We start from the raw sequence: 15,150 nt of genomic DNA, 5'->3' as shown, positions 1-15,150 counted from the left end.
TGGAACTTGGGCATGATAAGTTCAGAGCGGTGTATCATAAATTTGCGAAAAGGAGAAGAGGGCATCATGAATTGGATATACTTCGCGAAACTGTTCAGGACCAGATTTCAAGCAGGTTGTTTGGCTAAAAGATTGGAACAAGATGGCTGGATTTACGGTTATCATGACCCACGTTTTGTAGAAATTTATCGTTCCCGTAAGGGAAGATACGGAGTTAGATTTCTGCCTTGAGAACTTTTATAAATTCTTCCTTGACGTAGACCCAATTTGTACTGTATATTATTTATTGTCGCTGTTTGAATATTTTTTCTGACGCGGGGTGGAGCAGCCCGGTAGCTCGTCGGGCTCATAACCCGAAGGCCGCAGGTTCAAATCCTGCCCCCGCAACCAATTTATTTACAACAGCAATTGTACATTCGGATATTTTTAGATCCGGGCCCTTAGCTCAGTTGGTTAGAGCGGTCGGCTCATAACCGATTGGTCGGGGGTTCGAGTCCCTCAGGGCCCACTTATCAAAAACCCTTACTTTGTAAGGGTTTTTTGCTGTCTGTAGGATTAGTGATATAAAGAAAATAGGATGGGGAAAGGCCGGGATTTTAAGTTTGCTAACGGATTTGCTAACGGGAATGATATATCCACAGGTTCGAGTTGTTTTTCAGCGTATTTTTGCAGTTCCGCTTCTATTTGTCAACGGCTTCTTCTTGCATGATCGGGAGTAGGTGTGAATATCGTTCGTTGAACATCGCTGGAGTCATACCCAGTCGCCAGTCGTTCCGCAGCTACTTTTGGATTTATTCCGATCGCCAACTAGAATGATGGATGTGTATGTCGCTGTCGCTGATGGTGGAATCTAATTTTTTTGACTCTTGCTTTTCGCACAAGTACAGTAGGTTCACTAGCAGGAGGTTAAAACTGAGTTGCTACGCCGTCGACGCAAACTGCTCACTATCGAATTCCAAAAGAGCTCGTTTTAAGGGTTCAAATTTAAAAAACCAACAGCTGTCTAAAACTGAGAAATAAATCCTAGACTGCCGTTGGTTTAATGATCTAAACGTTTCACTTTAGGTTAATGCATGACTATATATTGTGATGGTCATTGTGAAGAAGATCCCCATATTCATCCTTTGTTAAACCGAACAAGATGGAATCGTGATATCTTCCATTTATGTAAAACACTTGACGTCTGACTCCTTCTTGAACGCATCCTACTTTTGTAAGCATAGCAGCCGATGCCTTATTTCCTTCAAGAACATAATCATTAAATTTATTAAGTCTGCGCTCGAAGAATGCATATTTTAAGAGCATGTGCACTGCCCTGGTACCATACCCCTTACCTCGATAGGGATGATCAATTACAATGCCTATGCTGAATGTGCCATTCCTCTCGTCAATGCTGTTTAAATTAATACCACCTACAGCTTCACCGTTCAAATTTTCAATTGTAAACATGATTCGACCATTAGTGGAGGAAAATTCAACGTTTTCTTCTACGAATTTCTTCGCACCTGAGATTGTAGGTGGTAATTCAATAGAACATTCTAGAAAACGTCGAGCAGGGGTATCGAATTCACTTAGATATGAACTCTCCCAATCTTCAGCCTGTATTGAGCGCAATCTAATTTCATCATCTTGCCAATAATAATCTATATAATCTATATTTCGCATAAGCACACCTCCAAGTGATATCAGGACTCTATAAGTTTATATTAAGAAATATATATTTTGGGGGTACTTTTTGATTATAAGCAAACTCTCCATGATGATATTACTTAGATGACGTAGTTCTTAAATTATTCAGGAAGCTTAATGCCCTCGAATGTCTAATACTTTTTTCCTTTTGACAGAAATGGTTCCGTTAGATGTTGCACAGTACGAAGAAACACCACAATACCAATCTATTAAGGGGTGAGAGGATATGGATCGGGCGTGATAGTTTTCGAAATCGCGTGGAACTCATGAGAGAGTTTGGCAGTATATTTTCTCGGATAATGGTTACTGCAACCGTGAGTGTTCGATAGGTGGACTGCTGCAGCTGCGAGGTAAGGAGTTGTAAGGGAAGGATGCGGTGAAGCAAATCATCTATGTGGTCGTAATGAACCGGAAACATCTAGCCGAACAAGCAAGCAGTCTCACTTTTTGGGTAACGGGCAGCATAGTTTAAGATCATACTCGGTGAACTGTATCACAAGTTGTGGTAAGCAGAAAGTTGAGTTGAGAGTAAAAGCAGCAATGTTAAAAATTGCAGATTGTTGTTTAAGTTACGGGAGTCGACACACATTAAATGCTACGTGAGGATTGAAAGACTGAAAGATTGATGAATAAAGGGATGCAAGCGATTCGCAAAGCTAATAATTTAGAGAGATCCTAATAAAAGATGAGGTATATGTGATGCCAAAAAACGATAATATGCTGGCAATCCTATGGATGCTGAATTCGGGCGTTAAAATGACCGCAAAACAAATATCCGAAAAGCTAGAAATAAATATAAGGACAGTCTATCGGTATATTGATGCGCTAGGTGCCAGTGGAGTGCCTATAATATCCGACACTGGTCATAATGGCGGGTATAGCTTGCTGAATAATTTTATCAGAGCACCTCTGCTATTTGATATTGAAGAAAAAAAAGCACTTCTTCATGCTGCTGTTTTTGCAAAAGAATCCGGATACCCTTTGAGTGAGGCATTAGGTAATGCGACATCCAAATTGAAAATGTATTCGAATCAGGAACAGGAAAGTGTTCTCAGCCGTCATTTAGCCGGATTTGAAGTTATAAACCGTATGGGAGACCCTTCTATTCAGCCAGTATTGGTGGAATTGGAGCAAGCTGTAGCAAACGAATTCTCTGTAGAAATTGATTATCGCACACGCCGTGATGATCAACACAAGACTAGGGTGATAGATCCCTATGGAATGGTTTACTGGAACAATAAATGGTATATTGTTGCATTCTGCCACCTGAGAAATGAGATCCGCAGCTTTCGGGTAGAACGGATTTTACAAATCAAGCGTACTCAAAACATATTTAAGCGTTCCGAAGCTTTTTTGGCTCGGGAATTTTTTTTGCAAAATCTATTACCTGATTTAGTCGGCAAGGACGGGTTAATTGCTTTAATTATCGAAGGTAGGTCAGAGGCGTTGGATGACTTATGCCTGCATTGGTTTTTGGGGCATCATCTGAAAGAGCGTACATCAAATCAAGCAATCTTTTTACTTGAGGAAACATCAATTCATACCTATGTTCCTTCATTTCTCTTATCCTACGGGAAATCCATTCAAGTAATTGAACCACAGAGTTTGAAGGAAAAACTTGTTGTTCTTGTGTCGGAGTTAATGGAATATTATCAACTTTAATAGCTTCACTGACAGGGGATGTCAGTGAAGCTATTTTATAATGATGATAATCATTGATTACCGATGGATGGTTGGTATCACTTGATGAATTGTAAAATAAGGAGAACTTGCAAATGAATAATACGGTATATCTTTATGTGTTTGACACAATGGCAGACTGGGAAATAGGCTACTTAACTGCCGAACTGAACTCGGGAAGATATTATAAAAAGGGGCTGGCCCCATCAAAAATAGTTACCGTGGGAATTGATAAGACTCCAGTAACTACAATGGGCGGACTTACAATACTGCCTGACATCAAATTGGATGAGTGCAGCATTGAAAGATCAGATCTATTGATTTTACCCGGTGGAGATACATGGACAGAAACCATTCACCACCCCCTCTTAAAAATTGCTGAGAGGTGTTTAAGGGAAGGTATATGGGTTGCAGCGATTTGTGGTGCTACAATGGGACTTGCCCAGACAGGATTGCTGAATTCACGTGGGCATACAAGCAATGATCTGGAATACCTTAAAATGATCTGTCCCACTTATACAGGAGAAAAGTATTACAAAATGGAGTCTGCTGTAACTGATGGAAAACTGATCACAGCATCTGGAATAGCTCCGTTGGAATTTTCTGCACACATCTTGAAAGCTTTGGATGTGTTTTCTCCAAAAACATTAGACGCCTGGTATAGCCTTAATAAGACTAATGATTCTAAATATTACTATGAGTTGATGAATTCAACACAATGAAGGTATCAGCATTTAAGGAGGAGTAAAAATGACTGAAAGCATAAAAGATATGGGAGTGTCAGGTAAATATACTAGAATGGAACATCCAAAGACTTTACATCTATTACACCATTTAGAACAGTGTGTTGTATATGGATATGGATATGGACAAGATGCCACATGAGTAACAATGTGACTTAAAATATTCGTTCCACAGGAATTCTAACGGAGTACGATAATTAAGCATAAAGGGTTCCACATATTAGTCATGTATAATATGTGGAACCCTTTATTATATCTGACTTTCCTAAAATCTAGGTCTTGATAAACACGGGAAAAAGATACTAGATTGTCAAGGGCACTAAGCTAAGGGGCAGGATACATAAATAAGTATAATCATTCTCTACCAAAAAAAGCATTGGCATTATGGTAAAATAAACCTATTACTAAAGGGAATTTAACAGTTTGATGCCGAATATTTTTGGGGGGTTAAATTGATTAATGATCTGAATATAGGGAGTTTGTTACATGAAATGCTAGCAGATTTCGTAGAAAATGAACAGATTCCAGGTTTAGCAGTCGGAATAGTGAGGGACAACCAGATTTTATTTACTGGTGAATATGGAACAGCAAATGTATCGACAGGTGATCCCCTTATCAGGAGTACCTTATTTCACCAAGCCTCAGTTTCTAAAACCTTCGTTGCTACAGCCATCATGCAATTAGTTGAGCGTGGCAAAGTAGATCTAGATTCACCGATAACCCATTATCTACCGTATTTTAAGATGGAGGACGAGCGATTTCGCATTCTTTCAATAAGGCAGCTTATGAGCCATACCTCGGGGATGCCGGATGAAGAAGATTACGGATGGGACCGTCCAGAATATGATGAGCAAAGTCTTGAAAGATATGTAAAAGGTGTTTATCGTCACAAGTTATTGAGCGAGCCTGGCGATAACTTTGCCTATAGTAATATCGGATATGAAATTTTGGGAGACATGATCGCAAAAGTTAGCGGAATGAGCTTTGAGGAATATATGAAAAACAACATTCTTACACCAATTGGAATGCGGTCCAGTTCATTTCTGAAACTGGAAATTGAAACTCATCTAGCTGCACCTCATATTTTGGGTACTTCCAATGGTTATGGTGGCTATGTTAGTGATGTGTTTCCGTACAACAGGGCACATGGCCCCAGTTCAACCTTATATACTAATGCTGGAGATATGTGCCGATATCTGCTAATGCATCAAAACCGCGGAACTGCAGGAAATGGCTATCAATTATTACAATCCGGCAGCTATGATGAAATGTGGAAGCCACATACAACAACTAGTTACGGTCAAGAAAATGCACAGATTGGATTAGGCTGGTTTCTGGGAGAATATAAGGGTTTGCGTATCACCTCGCATTCAGGATGGGATACCGGTTTTTTGAGCAATCTGTTCCTTCTTCCCGATGAAAATATTGCGGTTTCTATTATGACCAATTGCGACTATGTTTGGCTGGGGAGCGCTCTCTATCCAATTCTGGATCTATTGCTTGGTTCGAACATTACCCACATCAAGCGATCTATTGCTCAAAAAGTTGCAGCTTTAGCTGTATCTAATGGAGTAGACAATGCGATGGAAGAATATCACCGCATCATGAGGATGGAACAAGATAAACACTATTTAATGGAATTTGAATTTATACGAATCACTGAAGCATTAACGTGGGGTGGCCATAAGGAAGACGCCTTCCGAATTCTGAATTGTACCTCTGCAATATTTCCTGATAGTATCTCAATTTCTAGTAGGTTACAGGAATTTCAGGCAATGTTGTAGTTGGTTAACAACAAAAGCTCAAATTCATTTGGTGTTCGGATCGTTCAACTAACGGGAAATGTTAGTTCAATAAACCAACAGTAGTCTAGGACTTTTTATTACTGATAATATATACATAATGTTCCAAATAATTTATATTAAGGTTATAGGGTTTGGAAGTAATGGCATTGCAATTTGGAAAAACCTCGCCGGCATTGGCGAGGTTCTTATATTAATGGGGGTTGCTGGTTGACAAAAATGATAATTTTGTTGGTTATTCTTGCTATCATTACTGCTGTTTTTGTATTTAAAGTTTTATCAAGGAAGAAGAGCTGTCCTTCCCAAAATATAGTAATTGATCCACTTAAGATTACGATCCAGGACATAGACCAAATGGAAGACGGAACTGGCTTTATAGAATATCTGTATCGTTTATTTTTGGCCATGGGTTATAGTGATACATATAAAACGAGAAGAGGCAGAGATTTTGGATCTGACTTAGTGTTTACAGACGGGGAGGGGGTTCGAAATGTCGTTCAGGCAAAGCGTTATTCCTATCCAGTAGGGTTAGGAGCTGTTCAAGAGGTCTATAGTTCCATGAGATATTACAAGGCAAAGAAGTCCATGATAATATCCTCAAATCAATATACCTCTGCGTGTGAAGAGCTTGCTAGTTATAACGCCGTAAGATTACATAGTAGAAGTGACCTTATAGAAATTATAAACTTTTTCAAGTCAGGGCAGATTGATAAAGCGAAGGATATCCTTGAGTCAGAGCCCAGGATTATACTGGAGTCATGGGATAATTACATGAATAGCAATAAAGTAATTAAGAAGGACTTCAAAGTTGAAAAACGATGGGTTGCGAAGAAATAGATAGTTCTGAGTACAAGGAGTTTTTATAATGATGAACAATGAAGATTTTCAATACAGAAATACATATTTTTTCGTAGGGAATCCAATGATTCTATGGATCACCATACTTGGCTTGGTATTGTTAGGATTAGTTTTGTTTTATTTGATTAAGAAATACATGAAGCGGAGAAAATGAGATCAGGTATTTTAATACATAGGAGTACTGTAATGAAGAAAATCTTCAAAGAATTTGGTGTCCATTTTTGTGCGGCAACTATTCTTCTAGGTATTTCATTATTGTTCAATAATTATGATGTTGCGAATGAGAAACAACAATCTTTGATGGTTGTAATGATGTGTGGAGCCCTCATATCTATTGGTGGATATAACTATTTGGTAAACAGAAAAGGTGTTGTTGTGATAATTGTAGGAGTTATTGTATTAGGATTAGCGCTTTGTACCTTATCTTTTTAGGAGTGATCAAATTGAGCAATATTTACAAGTCCTAAAAACTGACTTTGAATTCTATCTGCTGCCTTAAAGCAATCTCACGTGGATATGCTTGAACGGCGTGGCGAACTGGCCGACTGCGTAATTAATTGTGAGGGTCCAGTACAGAAATTGGAGCGTTAAGGTTGCTGATGTTTATTACATGAGAAATGAATTTCAATTTAGGATGGTTTTAGCATAAATGTGTACATTAAATACCCCATCTACCTTAATTGGTTAGCGGGGTTAATTTCATCTCTCAATACCCAAGCACGATCAGAAAACTGGCATATCCTACATTTGTATTCAATTACAAAGGAGGAATTCACGAATGGGCGAATTTGTTGGTGGATGCGGTATTGGAGAACGTGAACGTGAACCTGAACGTTTTGTTGGTGGAGCCTTTACATCCACAGGTGCAATCTTGGTGCTCTTTATCCTGCTGGTTATCATTACTAAGGCCTGTATATTTTAAGTAGCATTCATTTACAAAGGAGGAATTATGATGGGTGAATTTGTTGGAGGATATGGCGGTGGTATCGGAGGAGCCTTTACATCTACCGGTGCAATCTTGGTACTGTTTATCCTCCTTGTAATTATTTCTAAGACTATCTGTTTATAAAATGTTAGTCTAACTATATATTAATCGACAAAATCATCCTACCAATGCAAACCATACAGCTAACACAAAAAGGCGCTGCTGCAAAGCCATGAAATGGTTTTGCAACAGCGTCTCTTTTTTTGTATCCAGCTAGACTTCTCTAATGGGTATAGTGTCCGAAAAGTTGTCACAAATCGTTGTCGCAATCGCTGTACTCTCGGTTTTCGACCATCATCCTTATGGTTTCATACTATCCCATAGCTGCTGGAATGCCCCGGACTCGACTTCGAAGAATACAGGTGCCTGGCCGTAATGTACTAGCCCTTGACCAAACAGCGTCAGCTCTACCCGGGCGTTGTCTTCCAGCTGGAGATAGAGAACCTTGCGGTCTTCGCTGTCGTAGATGCCTTGCGCGATAAGAGGCTCTGCTGCCAGCGGTTTGGCTGCTTGGAGTGCCTTCAAGAAGCCATTAAGCGCCTCGTCGTCAGCGAGCGGTGTGTACTGCTGCTGTCCGTTGTTCCAACTGTCGAAGCTTTCCCATTGTACGGAAGTAATTCGGCCTTCAATATTTAGCTTGCCAAATAGATCAGCGCCGCTGTTTACAGTGATCCCGTTTGTATGCTCATACAGTTCGGCGAATACCTCGCCGTTGATTTCCGAATAGGACATAATCAAGAAATCGGAATCATAGCCCTTTACGGAATAGATATCCGTTTCTCCGATGTTAGAAGCTAACTCAATATATTTGTCTTTACCGCTCCATTCATCGATGCCACCTGTAGTACGACCAAGCTTGTCACCGCGCAGAGCGGCAGCATCAGCTGCGTTGATTCGAGTCGCAGACTGTGTATAAATGTTATCTTTATATACGACTAGAGCGATCATATCTGCCATAACGCCAGATTTGGTATCCGGAAGTTCCAGCTTGGGAATGACAATGCCTCCGGACGCATTTGTGCCAGAATTGTCTGGTTGCTTTGGACCTGGAGTTACCTGAGCGATTTGCCCCTGAGTACTCTGGTTATTTAACTGCTGCCATATATTAGGTGCAGCTAAGCCGATCCCGGCGGCGAGGATGATACTTGCCGCGATATAAACCGTCTTGCGCGGACGCTTCCGCTCCTGCTGTTGCTCCAGTTTGTCGATCAATTCTTTTTTCATCTCTTCACCTGGTTTCATAGAATCCACCGCTTTCTTGTATAATGTTCGAAACTGATCTTCTTTCATTGTGATTCCACTCCTTCCAGCTCCAGTTTTAACAGTTGCCGTCCCCGCTGAAGTCTCATCTTTACGGCAGACTGACTAATCTGCAGAATTTTGCTGATTTCCTGGATGGGATAGTCCTCGTAATAATAAAGATGGATTACGGTTTTATACTTCATAGGCATCCCCATAACTAACTGCAGCAGAGACAAATCCTCGGGGGTGTCTAACGAAATCGGCTCAGCATTTTCCAGTTTGACCTCGCGCTTGCGCCAGCCTCTGCCTAGTAATGTTTTACAATGATTGGTGATTACCCGGATCAGCCATGCTTTCTGATGTTCAGCGTCTTTGAACTTTGGTGCTTTTTCTATCAGTTTGATGAAGGTATCCTGAGTGGCTTCTTCGGCATCTTGGCGGCTGCCTAAATGGACCAAAGCAATCCGGAACAGCATATCTGCGTAGATTTCGTAACTCTTTATCACATGATTTCCCGGCCGGGTCATGGATCGTTGCATGATTCTATGCCCCCTTTACCTTTAACACCATTTAGGACGGCATTTGGTCACATTATGTTCCTGAGAGAATTTGTTAGCGTCTAGATCAAGGGTTAGAATCAAAAAAAAGGCGCGATAGCCCAGCAGCCATATCATGACTGCTGAGACAATCGCACCTTTATAATAGAAGTTCCCCTTTACGGGAGGGTCTCCTCACTATGTTTATATGTATATTTTGGATCAAACCCTTTTACAAGAGCCATGCTATATTGATAAATCCGATCCTTCTCTTTTCGATAAAAGTATCTTGCGTTAGGTTCATCTGCAAAAATCACCGTTGTACTTACGACGGGAGCCTTACTAATCTGGGTGTGTACTTTATAAAGATCTTCATTTTTATAATCTCTCGTGGCTACCAAATAATGAATCACTTCATTGTCCATATGATTTCGGAAGGCCTGAAGCGCTAAAGAAGCGACTCCATATATAATAACGAAGGTAATAAGAATTATTGTTGTTCTTTTCTTCATTAATTCCCTCCATTTAGCTAAAATGTATATATTATAAGATAATATATTGTGACTGGTATGTCATATCTATTGTATCTTGTAATTTACACATTAGAAGGGAGGAAGAAAATGATGCAACAAGAAGAAAAGAGAATCATGCTAGTCCCAAGCTACCAGGTCTCCGAATTTTATGGTTTATTATTTGGGGAGTTGTGGGTATGTTCCTCATTCTAACTCTTATTGGTGTGATTCAGTTTGTATCCGCCTAACAGAGTTTTATTACAAATAAGGCAGCAAATTTCCCGCCGATAGTTAAACCCGCGTAGGTAAAGAATTGCCTGGGTATACTATACTTGCTGCCTTTTTATTATGAACTTACACAAATCAGCTTCAGTCGTCTTTGGGTTCTTGCAATAAAATGGAGAAGGTTCCCGTTTCATGATCCACTTCAATCGACTCGATCCCAACAAAATCCGGAATTTCGGGGTGCACTGCATCTACGTTATAATCTGGATGAGTCATCAATAATTCAATTACTTTAATGGCTTCCATATCGATCCCCCTTGCGAGAAATTCCACCATAATAATGGTCCTTCATTGCGACTCCCTTATTATCTCCGCAGTCATTATTGAATATGTGTTAATCGTTCTTCGTTTCTTCCCATCACGGCCAATAATTGCCCCTGAAAAACACGTCTTTGAATTTGATCAATCCGCTGTAAAGCCAGCTCGTTTGGTACTTGAAATTCTGCTGCAAGATAGCTGATTGCATCTTCCCGTTGCTCAGGCAACGTCATGCGGGAGATCATGGAGTAGGGCATAGCTGCATAAAGAATAAATCGCTCAGATTCATCCTCCTGTGCCCGCGTGAAATGTTCTGGCATCAATATTTGATCCGTACCATGGCGGAGCAGGTGACAGAGCTCATGGAGAAACTCTAGCCGCTGCAGACTGGCTGGAAGCCGGTTGTCAATAAACATGGTGTACATCCCCGCTGATGCTTCGATGCTCTTGCTTCTTACATCCAAATAATGAACCCAAATATTAAGCCGTTCTGCAATATAAGCAATCGAAATTTGCGAAGGCTGAGTAAGGTTCAGACGCTTGTATAAATCTTCCGTCCACTTCTCCAGCGCAGTCATTTGATAATAGGATTTCATGTTATTCACATCATTCACCTCATTCAGAATCGATTATAGGATCGTATGTTCGTATAATAAGACAAAAGAAAAGCCCAAGGGGCTATGTAGGGTAAAAATATAAGGACACATAAGAACGAGTGTTCTTGTGTGTCCTTAGCATAATGCAATTAAACACTAATATCAAGTGTTTTTCCTAAATTCGGAGCAACGCTTTTGCCCAGCATTTCCACCATCGTCTGACTCTGGGTTTCAGCCTGATTTTTGGCAATATTCATGACTTGTATTCCTACATTTTGAGCTAAGGATGCCTGGCTCATTGCTACTGATAACGCGGCTATATCCATATTGCACCTCCTTTGTGTATATCCTGTTTATCGACTGCACCTACCTAATTCATTAGGTGAATAGCATTTGTTTGCCAATTCGCCCAAACGGCTTATCTCCTTTTTACATATCTTGTGCTGTAGTCATTAATCATTAGGAGGAATTGAAAATGGGATTTGAACATGGTTGTGGATGTAACGTAGGTCCGGTAGTAAGCCCAGCAGCAGTAGGTCCGGTGTGTAGCCCTTGGACTTCAACAGGAGCTATTCTGGTACTCTTCATCTTGCTGGTTATCATCACTAAAGCTTGCTTATTCTAAGCTAGCTGATGCACATTGTAGCCCCATCCGGTATACCGGATGGGGCTACTTTTTTTGAAGCGCTGTTCTCGTTAGCTCATTATTTAAACATAAATTCTACGCGGGTTCCATCCGCATAATCTTCTAACTGATTGCCAACCCAGCTACCTGCGCCGCGGTTATCTTTTGGGGTTATGTATTCAATATCGGCCCCTTTTCCGCCTTCATTACACATGGCCATGGGCCATTCATCGCGGTCGTAGCCTTTTTTGGTGGGGATCCCTTTTAAGGATTCTTTGCGGTTGTCTTCAGCCTGCTCACGGTTAATCGTGCACGTCGCGGACTCCCCTTTGGCAATCGCGTCCTGAATGTGCTTAGCGGTTTCAGGATAACGATCTGATGGGAAGATCAGCTGAACAACTTCTGAATCGGATGTGGACGAGGGGGCTGCCGGATCTCCGTTCTGTTCATACCAATAACCGCCCAAAGCAAGTAACACAACAATGATGAGACTGGTGAGTAGTTTCTGTATTTTCAAATCTGCTCCTCCTTTTTTGGAACTTAAAATAGTATATCTTATATCATAATGCAGTGCGATTTAATATACTTAGGAAAAATAAGAGGAGGACGGTATTGGATATGGAGTATTTGATTACGATTGAAGATCAGACGCTTATAGCCTCTGCTGAAGATATTATAACTAGACGCTATGAATGGGAAAGGCACCATGTAGGGGCGGCGCTCCGTACTAAGACGGGGGAAATCTTTACAGCGGTACATGTAGAAGCTAGCATGGGACGAATTACAGTCTGTGCAGAAGCGATGGTGATTGGAAAAGCGATATCCGAAGGCTACAAGGAATTTGATGCGATTGTTGCGGTAAGGCATTCTGATCCGGACAGCGAGGAAAGAGAAATTAAAGTAGTTTCTCCCTGCGGGATGTGCCGTGAGTTAATTGCTGATTACGGGAAGGACTGCAAAGTTATTGTATCCGAGGACGGCCGGTTAGCTAAATATGATATTTCTGAATTACTACCGCTGAGATATACGAGGTAAATTGGAGAGTTTGCTCGGGAGCCACTAGGCTCCTTTTTTTATGGAGCCGTGAATTTATTCAGCAGTTCCTTACACTGACCTAAATTAATTTACAACTTCATGTCCATTCGCTGAGTTCATGTCACTAGTATCCCCATACTATAACTTAAAAAAGTTAAAAGGATGTGAGAGTGGATGGAACAGCGCAATCTTCGAAATATGGTTGATTCGGCATCGAGGTTTGTGAGCGATGTTCAGTGGCAAATGGCGTATCGTAAATTGCAAATGGCTCCGGCAGATTCGGAAACGGTGCCTTCTGCTCAGAAATTGTTGAATACCCTTTATTTTCTGCAAGGAAAAGGATGGATTAGTGGACAACATGATTATTTGGAAAGCGCGGATGAGTTCAATGGAGAGCTGAAAAATACTAGCGGGCAATATGCGGCCCTTCACGGCTATGAGCTGGGCGCAATCAATAATCAGACGGCAGCACTAATAGACAATCAGCGGGATTGGGTCGTTAGCAGTGCTATTCGCTGGTATAATTCCGGTGGAATCGTAACGATAAGCTATCACGCTCAGTTGCCAGGGACAGCTCCAGCTTGGACTAATGTTTCTACGAGCATAAGCAACGCTGATTTTGACAAATATATAACCCCGGGTACCACTCAGTATAATGCACTGATTGCTGATCTGGATAAGATAGCTCTTTCTTTAAAAAAACTAAATGATGCAGGTGTTCCTGTGCTCTGGCGGCCGTATCATGAAATGAATGGCGGATGGTTCTGGTGGGGGAAGAAGAGCAACTACGTGGGACTGTGGAACCTTATGTTTGACCGTTTCACCAGCTATCATAAGCTGCATAATTTATTGTGGGTCTGGAGCCCAAATGCCAAAAATCAGTGGAGTGATGACCCTGCCGAATACTACCCAAGCGGTGATAAAGTAGATGTGCTGGCACTAGATATCTATGATGGGGATTTTAAGGGAAGTCACTATGATAGTCTATGGGATCTGGGTCGTGGAAAAGTGATCGCGATTGGAGAAAATGGAGAGCTACCGTCCCCTGCACTACTATCTAAATCACAGCCCAAATGGTCTTATCAGATGACCTGGGGCAAGCTTCTTTATGAGAAGAATACCGATGCGGTAATTAGAGCCTTTATGAACGACAGCTTTGTATTCACACGGGAAGAGTATGCTGCTGAGGCGGCAATTGTGGAAGCTATGGGAGATAGTGTGCTGCAGAGTGGACTATGGGGACAATATTACAATAATATGACCCTTAGCGGCGCTCCTGCGCTGACGCGAACGGATGCTAACATCCAATTTTCGTGGAAACAGGGTTCGCCTGATCCAGCCATTCGCATCGACGCTTTTTCAATACGGTGGAGTGGTAAGCTTACTGCAGCCTATAGTGAAACCTATACCCTTTACACCTCCTCTGATGACGGGGTGCGGGTGTGGATTGATGGTGGGCTGATCATTGACAGTTGGGTGAATCAGAGTGGGCAAGAGCGAAAAGGCAGTGTGAATCTGATTGCAGGCAAGCTGCATGAAATAAAAGTGGAGTACTATGAGAATGTGGGAGACGCGCGGATTGTATTGCAGTGGGAAAGTCCTAGCCAACCCAAAGGGGTTATTCCAGCTGGAGCATTTTATCTTCCTTAAGGCGATATCCGAACGGATTCGAGCATCCGAATATTAGCAAAAAAGCCCCGGATTCCGGGGCTTTTTTTAATGTGAAAAAATCTCAGATTTGTTCACGGTAGCTAATGTTGTTGGCGATCTTCTCGTCACGAACAGCTTTGCGCAGAACATCTTTGACGGTTTGAGCATCATGAATTTTTCGGAAAAGAAGCTGAGGTGCTGAGGCATCATCTGAAAATACAGTTAATGTACCGATGCCGAGCATCCGGTCCATGATAGATTGTGCTACGGATAAATCGCGTACACGCAGTAATTCGATCTCTTCGACATTTTTACCGATAAGTCCGGTCTTTACCATAATGCGCTGGCTTGTAATGGTGTACGTAGTAGTGTTTAGGCGTACGATTCCTTTGAGGCGATCAGAGATACTGGCTGGTTTGCCTTTCCAGAGAACGACTTCTTGAGTAGCATTTGGATTTGCTGATGGACGGCGGGCGGTCACTGGAGCGGTGCCGTCCATGCTAGTTCCGCATTCTCCACAAAATTTAGCGCCCTGCTTATATTCTGATCCGCAGGTTGTGCAATAAGGCATAAATACCTCTCCTTCCCTGATTACAATTAAAATAATTATAACATAATAGTCGTTTTACATAAATTTCATTTGCGCTTTACACA

Annotated in this window: 21 protein-coding genes and 2 tRNA genes; 14 read left to right on the top strand and 9 right to left on the bottom strand. The window is 41.4% G+C overall.

The window, feature by feature from the left end; genetic code table 11:
• The first annotated feature begins 66 nt into the window (after positions 1-66).
• The 3 genes from MHB64_RS23310 to MHB64_RS23300 all read left to right on the top strand — a co-directional run bounded on the left by MHB64_RS23310 (position 67) and on the right by MHB64_RS23300 (position 508).
• Positions 67-231 (top strand): hypothetical protein, encoded by a 165-nt coding sequence (locus tag MHB64_RS23310; RefSeq protein ID WP_019909365.1) that lies wholly within the window; start codon positions 67-69, stop codon positions 229-231.
• 82 nt (positions 232-313) lie between these two features.
• A tRNA-Met gene (locus tag MHB64_RS23305) sits at positions 314-390 on the top strand.
• 44 nt (positions 391-434) lie between these two features.
• Positions 435-508: transfer RNA gene (locus tag MHB64_RS23300), tRNA-Ile, on the top strand.
• 569 nt (positions 509-1,077) lie between these two features.
• Here the strand turns inward: MHB64_RS23300 and MHB64_RS23295 are convergent.
• The gene (locus MHB64_RS23295) at positions 1,078-1,665 is read right to left on the bottom strand and encodes a GNAT family N-acetyltransferase (protein ID WP_341135473.1); all 588 of its coding nucleotides are present in this window, start codon (positions 1,663-1,665) and stop codon (positions 1,078-1,080) included.
• A 723-nt stretch (positions 1,666-2,388) separates the two neighbouring features.
• On the opposite strand from MHB64_RS23295, the gene MHB64_RS23290 reads away from it, so the two are divergent.
• The 8 genes from MHB64_RS23290 to MHB64_RS23255 all read left to right on the top strand — a co-directional run bounded on the left by MHB64_RS23290 (position 2,389) and on the right by MHB64_RS23255 (position 7,841).
• A complete protein-coding gene (locus MHB64_RS23290; RefSeq protein WP_341135472.1) occupies positions 2,389-3,351 on the top strand; it encodes a helix-turn-helix transcriptional regulator in 963 nt (320 codons plus the stop codon).
• 113 nt (positions 3,352-3,464) lie between these two features.
• Positions 3,465-4,091 (top strand): type 1 glutamine amidotransferase family protein, encoded by a 627-nt coding sequence (locus tag MHB64_RS23285; RefSeq protein WP_094874639.1) that lies wholly within the window; start codon positions 3,465-3,467, stop codon positions 4,089-4,091.
• 28 nt (positions 4,092-4,119) lie between these two features.
• Positions 4,120-4,254 carry a hypothetical protein gene (locus MHB64_RS23280; RefSeq protein ID WP_256990061.1) on the top strand — a complete coding sequence of 45 codons (135 nt, stop codon included), beginning with the start codon at positions 4,120-4,122 and terminating at the stop codon, positions 4,252-4,254.
• 310 nt (positions 4,255-4,564) lie between these two features.
• The gene (locus MHB64_RS23275; RefSeq protein ID WP_341135471.1) at positions 4,565-5,896 is read left to right on the top strand and encodes a serine hydrolase domain-containing protein; all 1,332 of its coding nucleotides are present in this window, start codon (positions 4,565-4,567) and stop codon (positions 5,894-5,896) included.
• A gap of 237 nt (positions 5,897-6,133) precedes the next feature.
• On the top strand, positions 6,134-6,751 hold the full coding sequence (locus tag MHB64_RS23270) for a restriction endonuclease (RefSeq protein WP_094874643.1): 618 nt from the start codon (positions 6,134-6,136) through the stop codon (positions 6,749-6,751).
• 207 nt (positions 6,752-6,958) lie between these two features.
• Complete coding sequence (locus tag MHB64_RS23265; protein ID WP_341135470.1) at positions 6,959-7,204, top strand: hypothetical protein; 246 nt, start codon at positions 6,959-6,961, stop codon at positions 7,202-7,204.
• 373 nt (positions 7,205-7,577) lie between these two features.
• Entirely contained in the window at positions 7,578-7,694 is a 117-nt protein-coding gene (locus MHB64_RS23260; RefSeq protein ID WP_341136116.1) for a YjcZ family sporulation protein, read from the top strand.
• A 30-nt stretch (positions 7,695-7,724) separates the two neighbouring features.
• Positions 7,725-7,841: a YjcZ family sporulation protein gene (locus MHB64_RS23255; RefSeq protein ID WP_341135469.1), complete on the top strand. Its 117-nt coding sequence runs from the start codon at positions 7,725-7,727 to the stop codon at positions 7,839-7,841.
• 216 nt (positions 7,842-8,057) lie between these two features.
• On the opposite strand, the gene MHB64_RS23250 is transcribed toward MHB64_RS23255, so the two are convergent.
• From MHB64_RS23250 to MHB64_RS23225, 6 genes are all read right to left on the bottom strand, one after another.
• The gene (locus tag MHB64_RS23250; protein WP_341135468.1) at positions 8,058-9,047 is read right to left on the bottom strand and encodes a hypothetical protein; all 990 of its coding nucleotides are present in this window, start codon (positions 9,045-9,047) and stop codon (positions 8,058-8,060) included.
• A complete protein-coding gene (locus tag MHB64_RS23245) occupies positions 9,044-9,538 on the bottom strand; it encodes an RNA polymerase sigma factor (RefSeq protein WP_341135467.1) in 495 nt (164 codons plus the stop codon). The genes MHB64_RS23250 and MHB64_RS23245 overlap by 4 nt, the downstream gene beginning before the upstream one ends.
• A gap of 176 nt (positions 9,539-9,714) precedes the next feature.
• Entirely contained in the window at positions 9,715-10,047 is a 333-nt protein-coding gene (locus tag MHB64_RS23240; protein WP_341135466.1) for a DUF3139 domain-containing protein, read from the bottom strand.
• A 369-nt stretch (positions 10,048-10,416) separates the two neighbouring features.
• Positions 10,417-10,578 (bottom strand): hypothetical protein, encoded by a 162-nt coding sequence (locus MHB64_RS23235; RefSeq protein WP_170880221.1) that lies wholly within the window; start codon positions 10,576-10,578, stop codon positions 10,417-10,419.
• A 74-nt stretch (positions 10,579-10,652) separates the two neighbouring features.
• Complete coding sequence (locus tag MHB64_RS23230; RefSeq protein ID WP_094874642.1) at positions 10,653-11,186, bottom strand: ImmA/IrrE family metallo-endopeptidase; 534 nt, start codon at positions 11,184-11,186, stop codon at positions 10,653-10,655.
• A gap of 149 nt (positions 11,187-11,335) precedes the next feature.
• Positions 11,336-11,512, bottom strand: a complete 177-nt coding sequence (locus tag MHB64_RS23225) for a YjfB family protein (RefSeq protein WP_094874632.1) — start codon at positions 11,510-11,512, stop codon at positions 11,336-11,338.
• Between the two features lie 149 nt (positions 11,513-11,661).
• Here MHB64_RS23225 and MHB64_RS23220 point away from each other — a divergent pair, with 149 nt between their 5' ends.
• The gene (locus MHB64_RS23220; RefSeq protein WP_179281775.1) at positions 11,662-11,811 is read left to right on the top strand and encodes a hypothetical protein; all 150 of its coding nucleotides are present in this window, start codon (positions 11,662-11,664) and stop codon (positions 11,809-11,811) included.
• A 79-nt stretch (positions 11,812-11,890) separates the two neighbouring features.
• Here the strand turns inward: MHB64_RS23220 and MHB64_RS23215 are convergent, their stop codons facing one another.
• On the bottom strand, positions 11,891-12,322 hold the full coding sequence (locus MHB64_RS23215; RefSeq protein ID WP_042194351.1) for a NucA/NucB deoxyribonuclease domain-containing protein: 432 nt from the start codon (positions 12,320-12,322) through the stop codon (positions 11,891-11,893).
• 107 nt (positions 12,323-12,429) lie between these two features.
• On the opposite strand from MHB64_RS23215, the gene MHB64_RS23210 reads away from it, so the two are divergent.
• A complete protein-coding gene (locus MHB64_RS23210; protein ID WP_280786818.1) occupies positions 12,430-12,846 on the top strand; it encodes a cytidine deaminase in 417 nt (138 codons plus the stop codon).
• Between the two features lie 174 nt (positions 12,847-13,020).
• Positions 13,021-14,496 (top strand): glycosyl hydrolase, encoded by a 1,476-nt coding sequence (locus MHB64_RS23205; RefSeq protein ID WP_280786743.1) that lies wholly within the window; start codon positions 13,021-13,023, stop codon positions 14,494-14,496.
• An 82-nt stretch (positions 14,497-14,578) separates the two neighbouring features.
• Here MHB64_RS23205 and MHB64_RS23200 read toward each other — a convergent pair whose 3' ends face one another.
• Entirely contained in the window at positions 14,579-15,067 is a 489-nt protein-coding gene (locus MHB64_RS23200) for a PH domain-containing protein (RefSeq protein ID WP_094869520.1), read from the bottom strand.
• Between the last annotated feature and the right edge of the window lie 83 nt (positions 15,068-15,150).

The sequence above is a fragment of the Paenibacillus sp. FSL K6-2859 genome, from assembly GCF_038008265.1.
GTDB lineage: Bacteria > Bacillota > Bacilli > Paenibacillales > Paenibacillaceae > Paenibacillus_AQ > Paenibacillus_AQ nitricinens.
Note: the sequence above shows the minus strand (reverse complement) of the source record. Positions and strands in the feature narration are given on the sequence as shown.

Bases quoted from the DNA above. Each gene is read 5' to 3' on its own strand.
- MHB64_RS23225 (WP_094874632.1), bottom strand. From the start codon at position 11,512: ATGGATATAGCCGCGTTATCAGTAGCAATGAGCCAGGCATCCTTAGCT.
- MHB64_RS23205 (WP_280786743.1), top strand. From the start codon at position 13,021: ATGGAACAGCGCAATCTTCGAAATATGGTTGATTCGGCATCGAGGTTT.
- MHB64_RS23310 (WP_019909365.1), top strand. From the start codon at position 67: ATGAATTGGATATACTTCGCGAAACTGTTCAGGACCAGATTTCAAGCA.
- MHB64_RS23290 (WP_341135472.1), top strand. From the start codon at position 2,389: ATGCCAAAAAACGATAATATGCTGGCAATCCTATGGATGCTGAATTCG.
- MHB64_RS23250 (WP_341135468.1), bottom strand. From the start codon at position 9,047: ATGAAAGAAGATCAGTTTCGAACATTATACAAGAAAGCGGTGGATTCT.
- MHB64_RS23270 (WP_094874643.1), top strand. From the start codon at position 6,134: ATGATAATTTTGTTGGTTATTCTTGCTATCATTACTGCTGTTTTTGTA.
- MHB64_RS23265 (WP_341135470.1), top strand. From the start codon at position 6,959: ATGAAGAAAATCTTCAAAGAATTTGGTGTCCATTTTTGTGCGGCAACT.
- MHB64_RS23280 (WP_256990061.1), top strand. From the start codon at position 4,120: ATGACTGAAAGCATAAAAGATATGGGAGTGTCAGGTAAATATACTAGA.
- MHB64_RS23230 (WP_094874642.1), bottom strand. From the start codon at position 11,186: ATGAAATCCTATTATCAAATGACTGCGCTGGAGAAGTGGACGGAAGAT.
- MHB64_RS23285 (WP_094874639.1), top strand. From the start codon at position 3,465: ATGAATAATACGGTATATCTTTATGTGTTTGACACAATGGCAGACTGG.
- MHB64_RS23235 (WP_170880221.1), bottom strand. From the start codon at position 10,578: ATGGAAGCCATTAAAGTAATTGAATTATTGATGACTCATCCAGATTAT.
- MHB64_RS23245 (WP_341135467.1), bottom strand. From the start codon at position 9,538: ATGCAACGATCCATGACCCGGCCGGGAAATCATGTGATAAAGAGTTAC.
- MHB64_RS23210 (WP_280786818.1), top strand. From the start codon at position 12,430: ATGGAGTATTTGATTACGATTGAAGATCAGACGCTTATAGCCTCTGCT.
- MHB64_RS23255 (WP_341135469.1), top strand. From the start codon at position 7,725: ATGGGTGAATTTGTTGGAGGATATGGCGGTGGTATCGGAGGAGCCTTT.
- MHB64_RS23200 (WP_094869520.1), bottom strand. From the start codon at position 15,067: ATGCCTTATTGCACAACCTGCGGATCAGAATATAAGCAGGGCGCTAAA.
- MHB64_RS23295 (WP_341135473.1), bottom strand. From the start codon at position 1,665: ATGCGAAATATAGATTATATAGATTATTATTGGCAAGATGATGAAATT.
- MHB64_RS23220 (WP_179281775.1), top strand. From the start codon at position 11,662: ATGGGATTTGAACATGGTTGTGGATGTAACGTAGGTCCGGTAGTAAGC.
- MHB64_RS23240 (WP_341135466.1), bottom strand. From the start codon at position 10,047: ATGAAGAAAAGAACAACAATAATTCTTATTACCTTCGTTATTATATAT.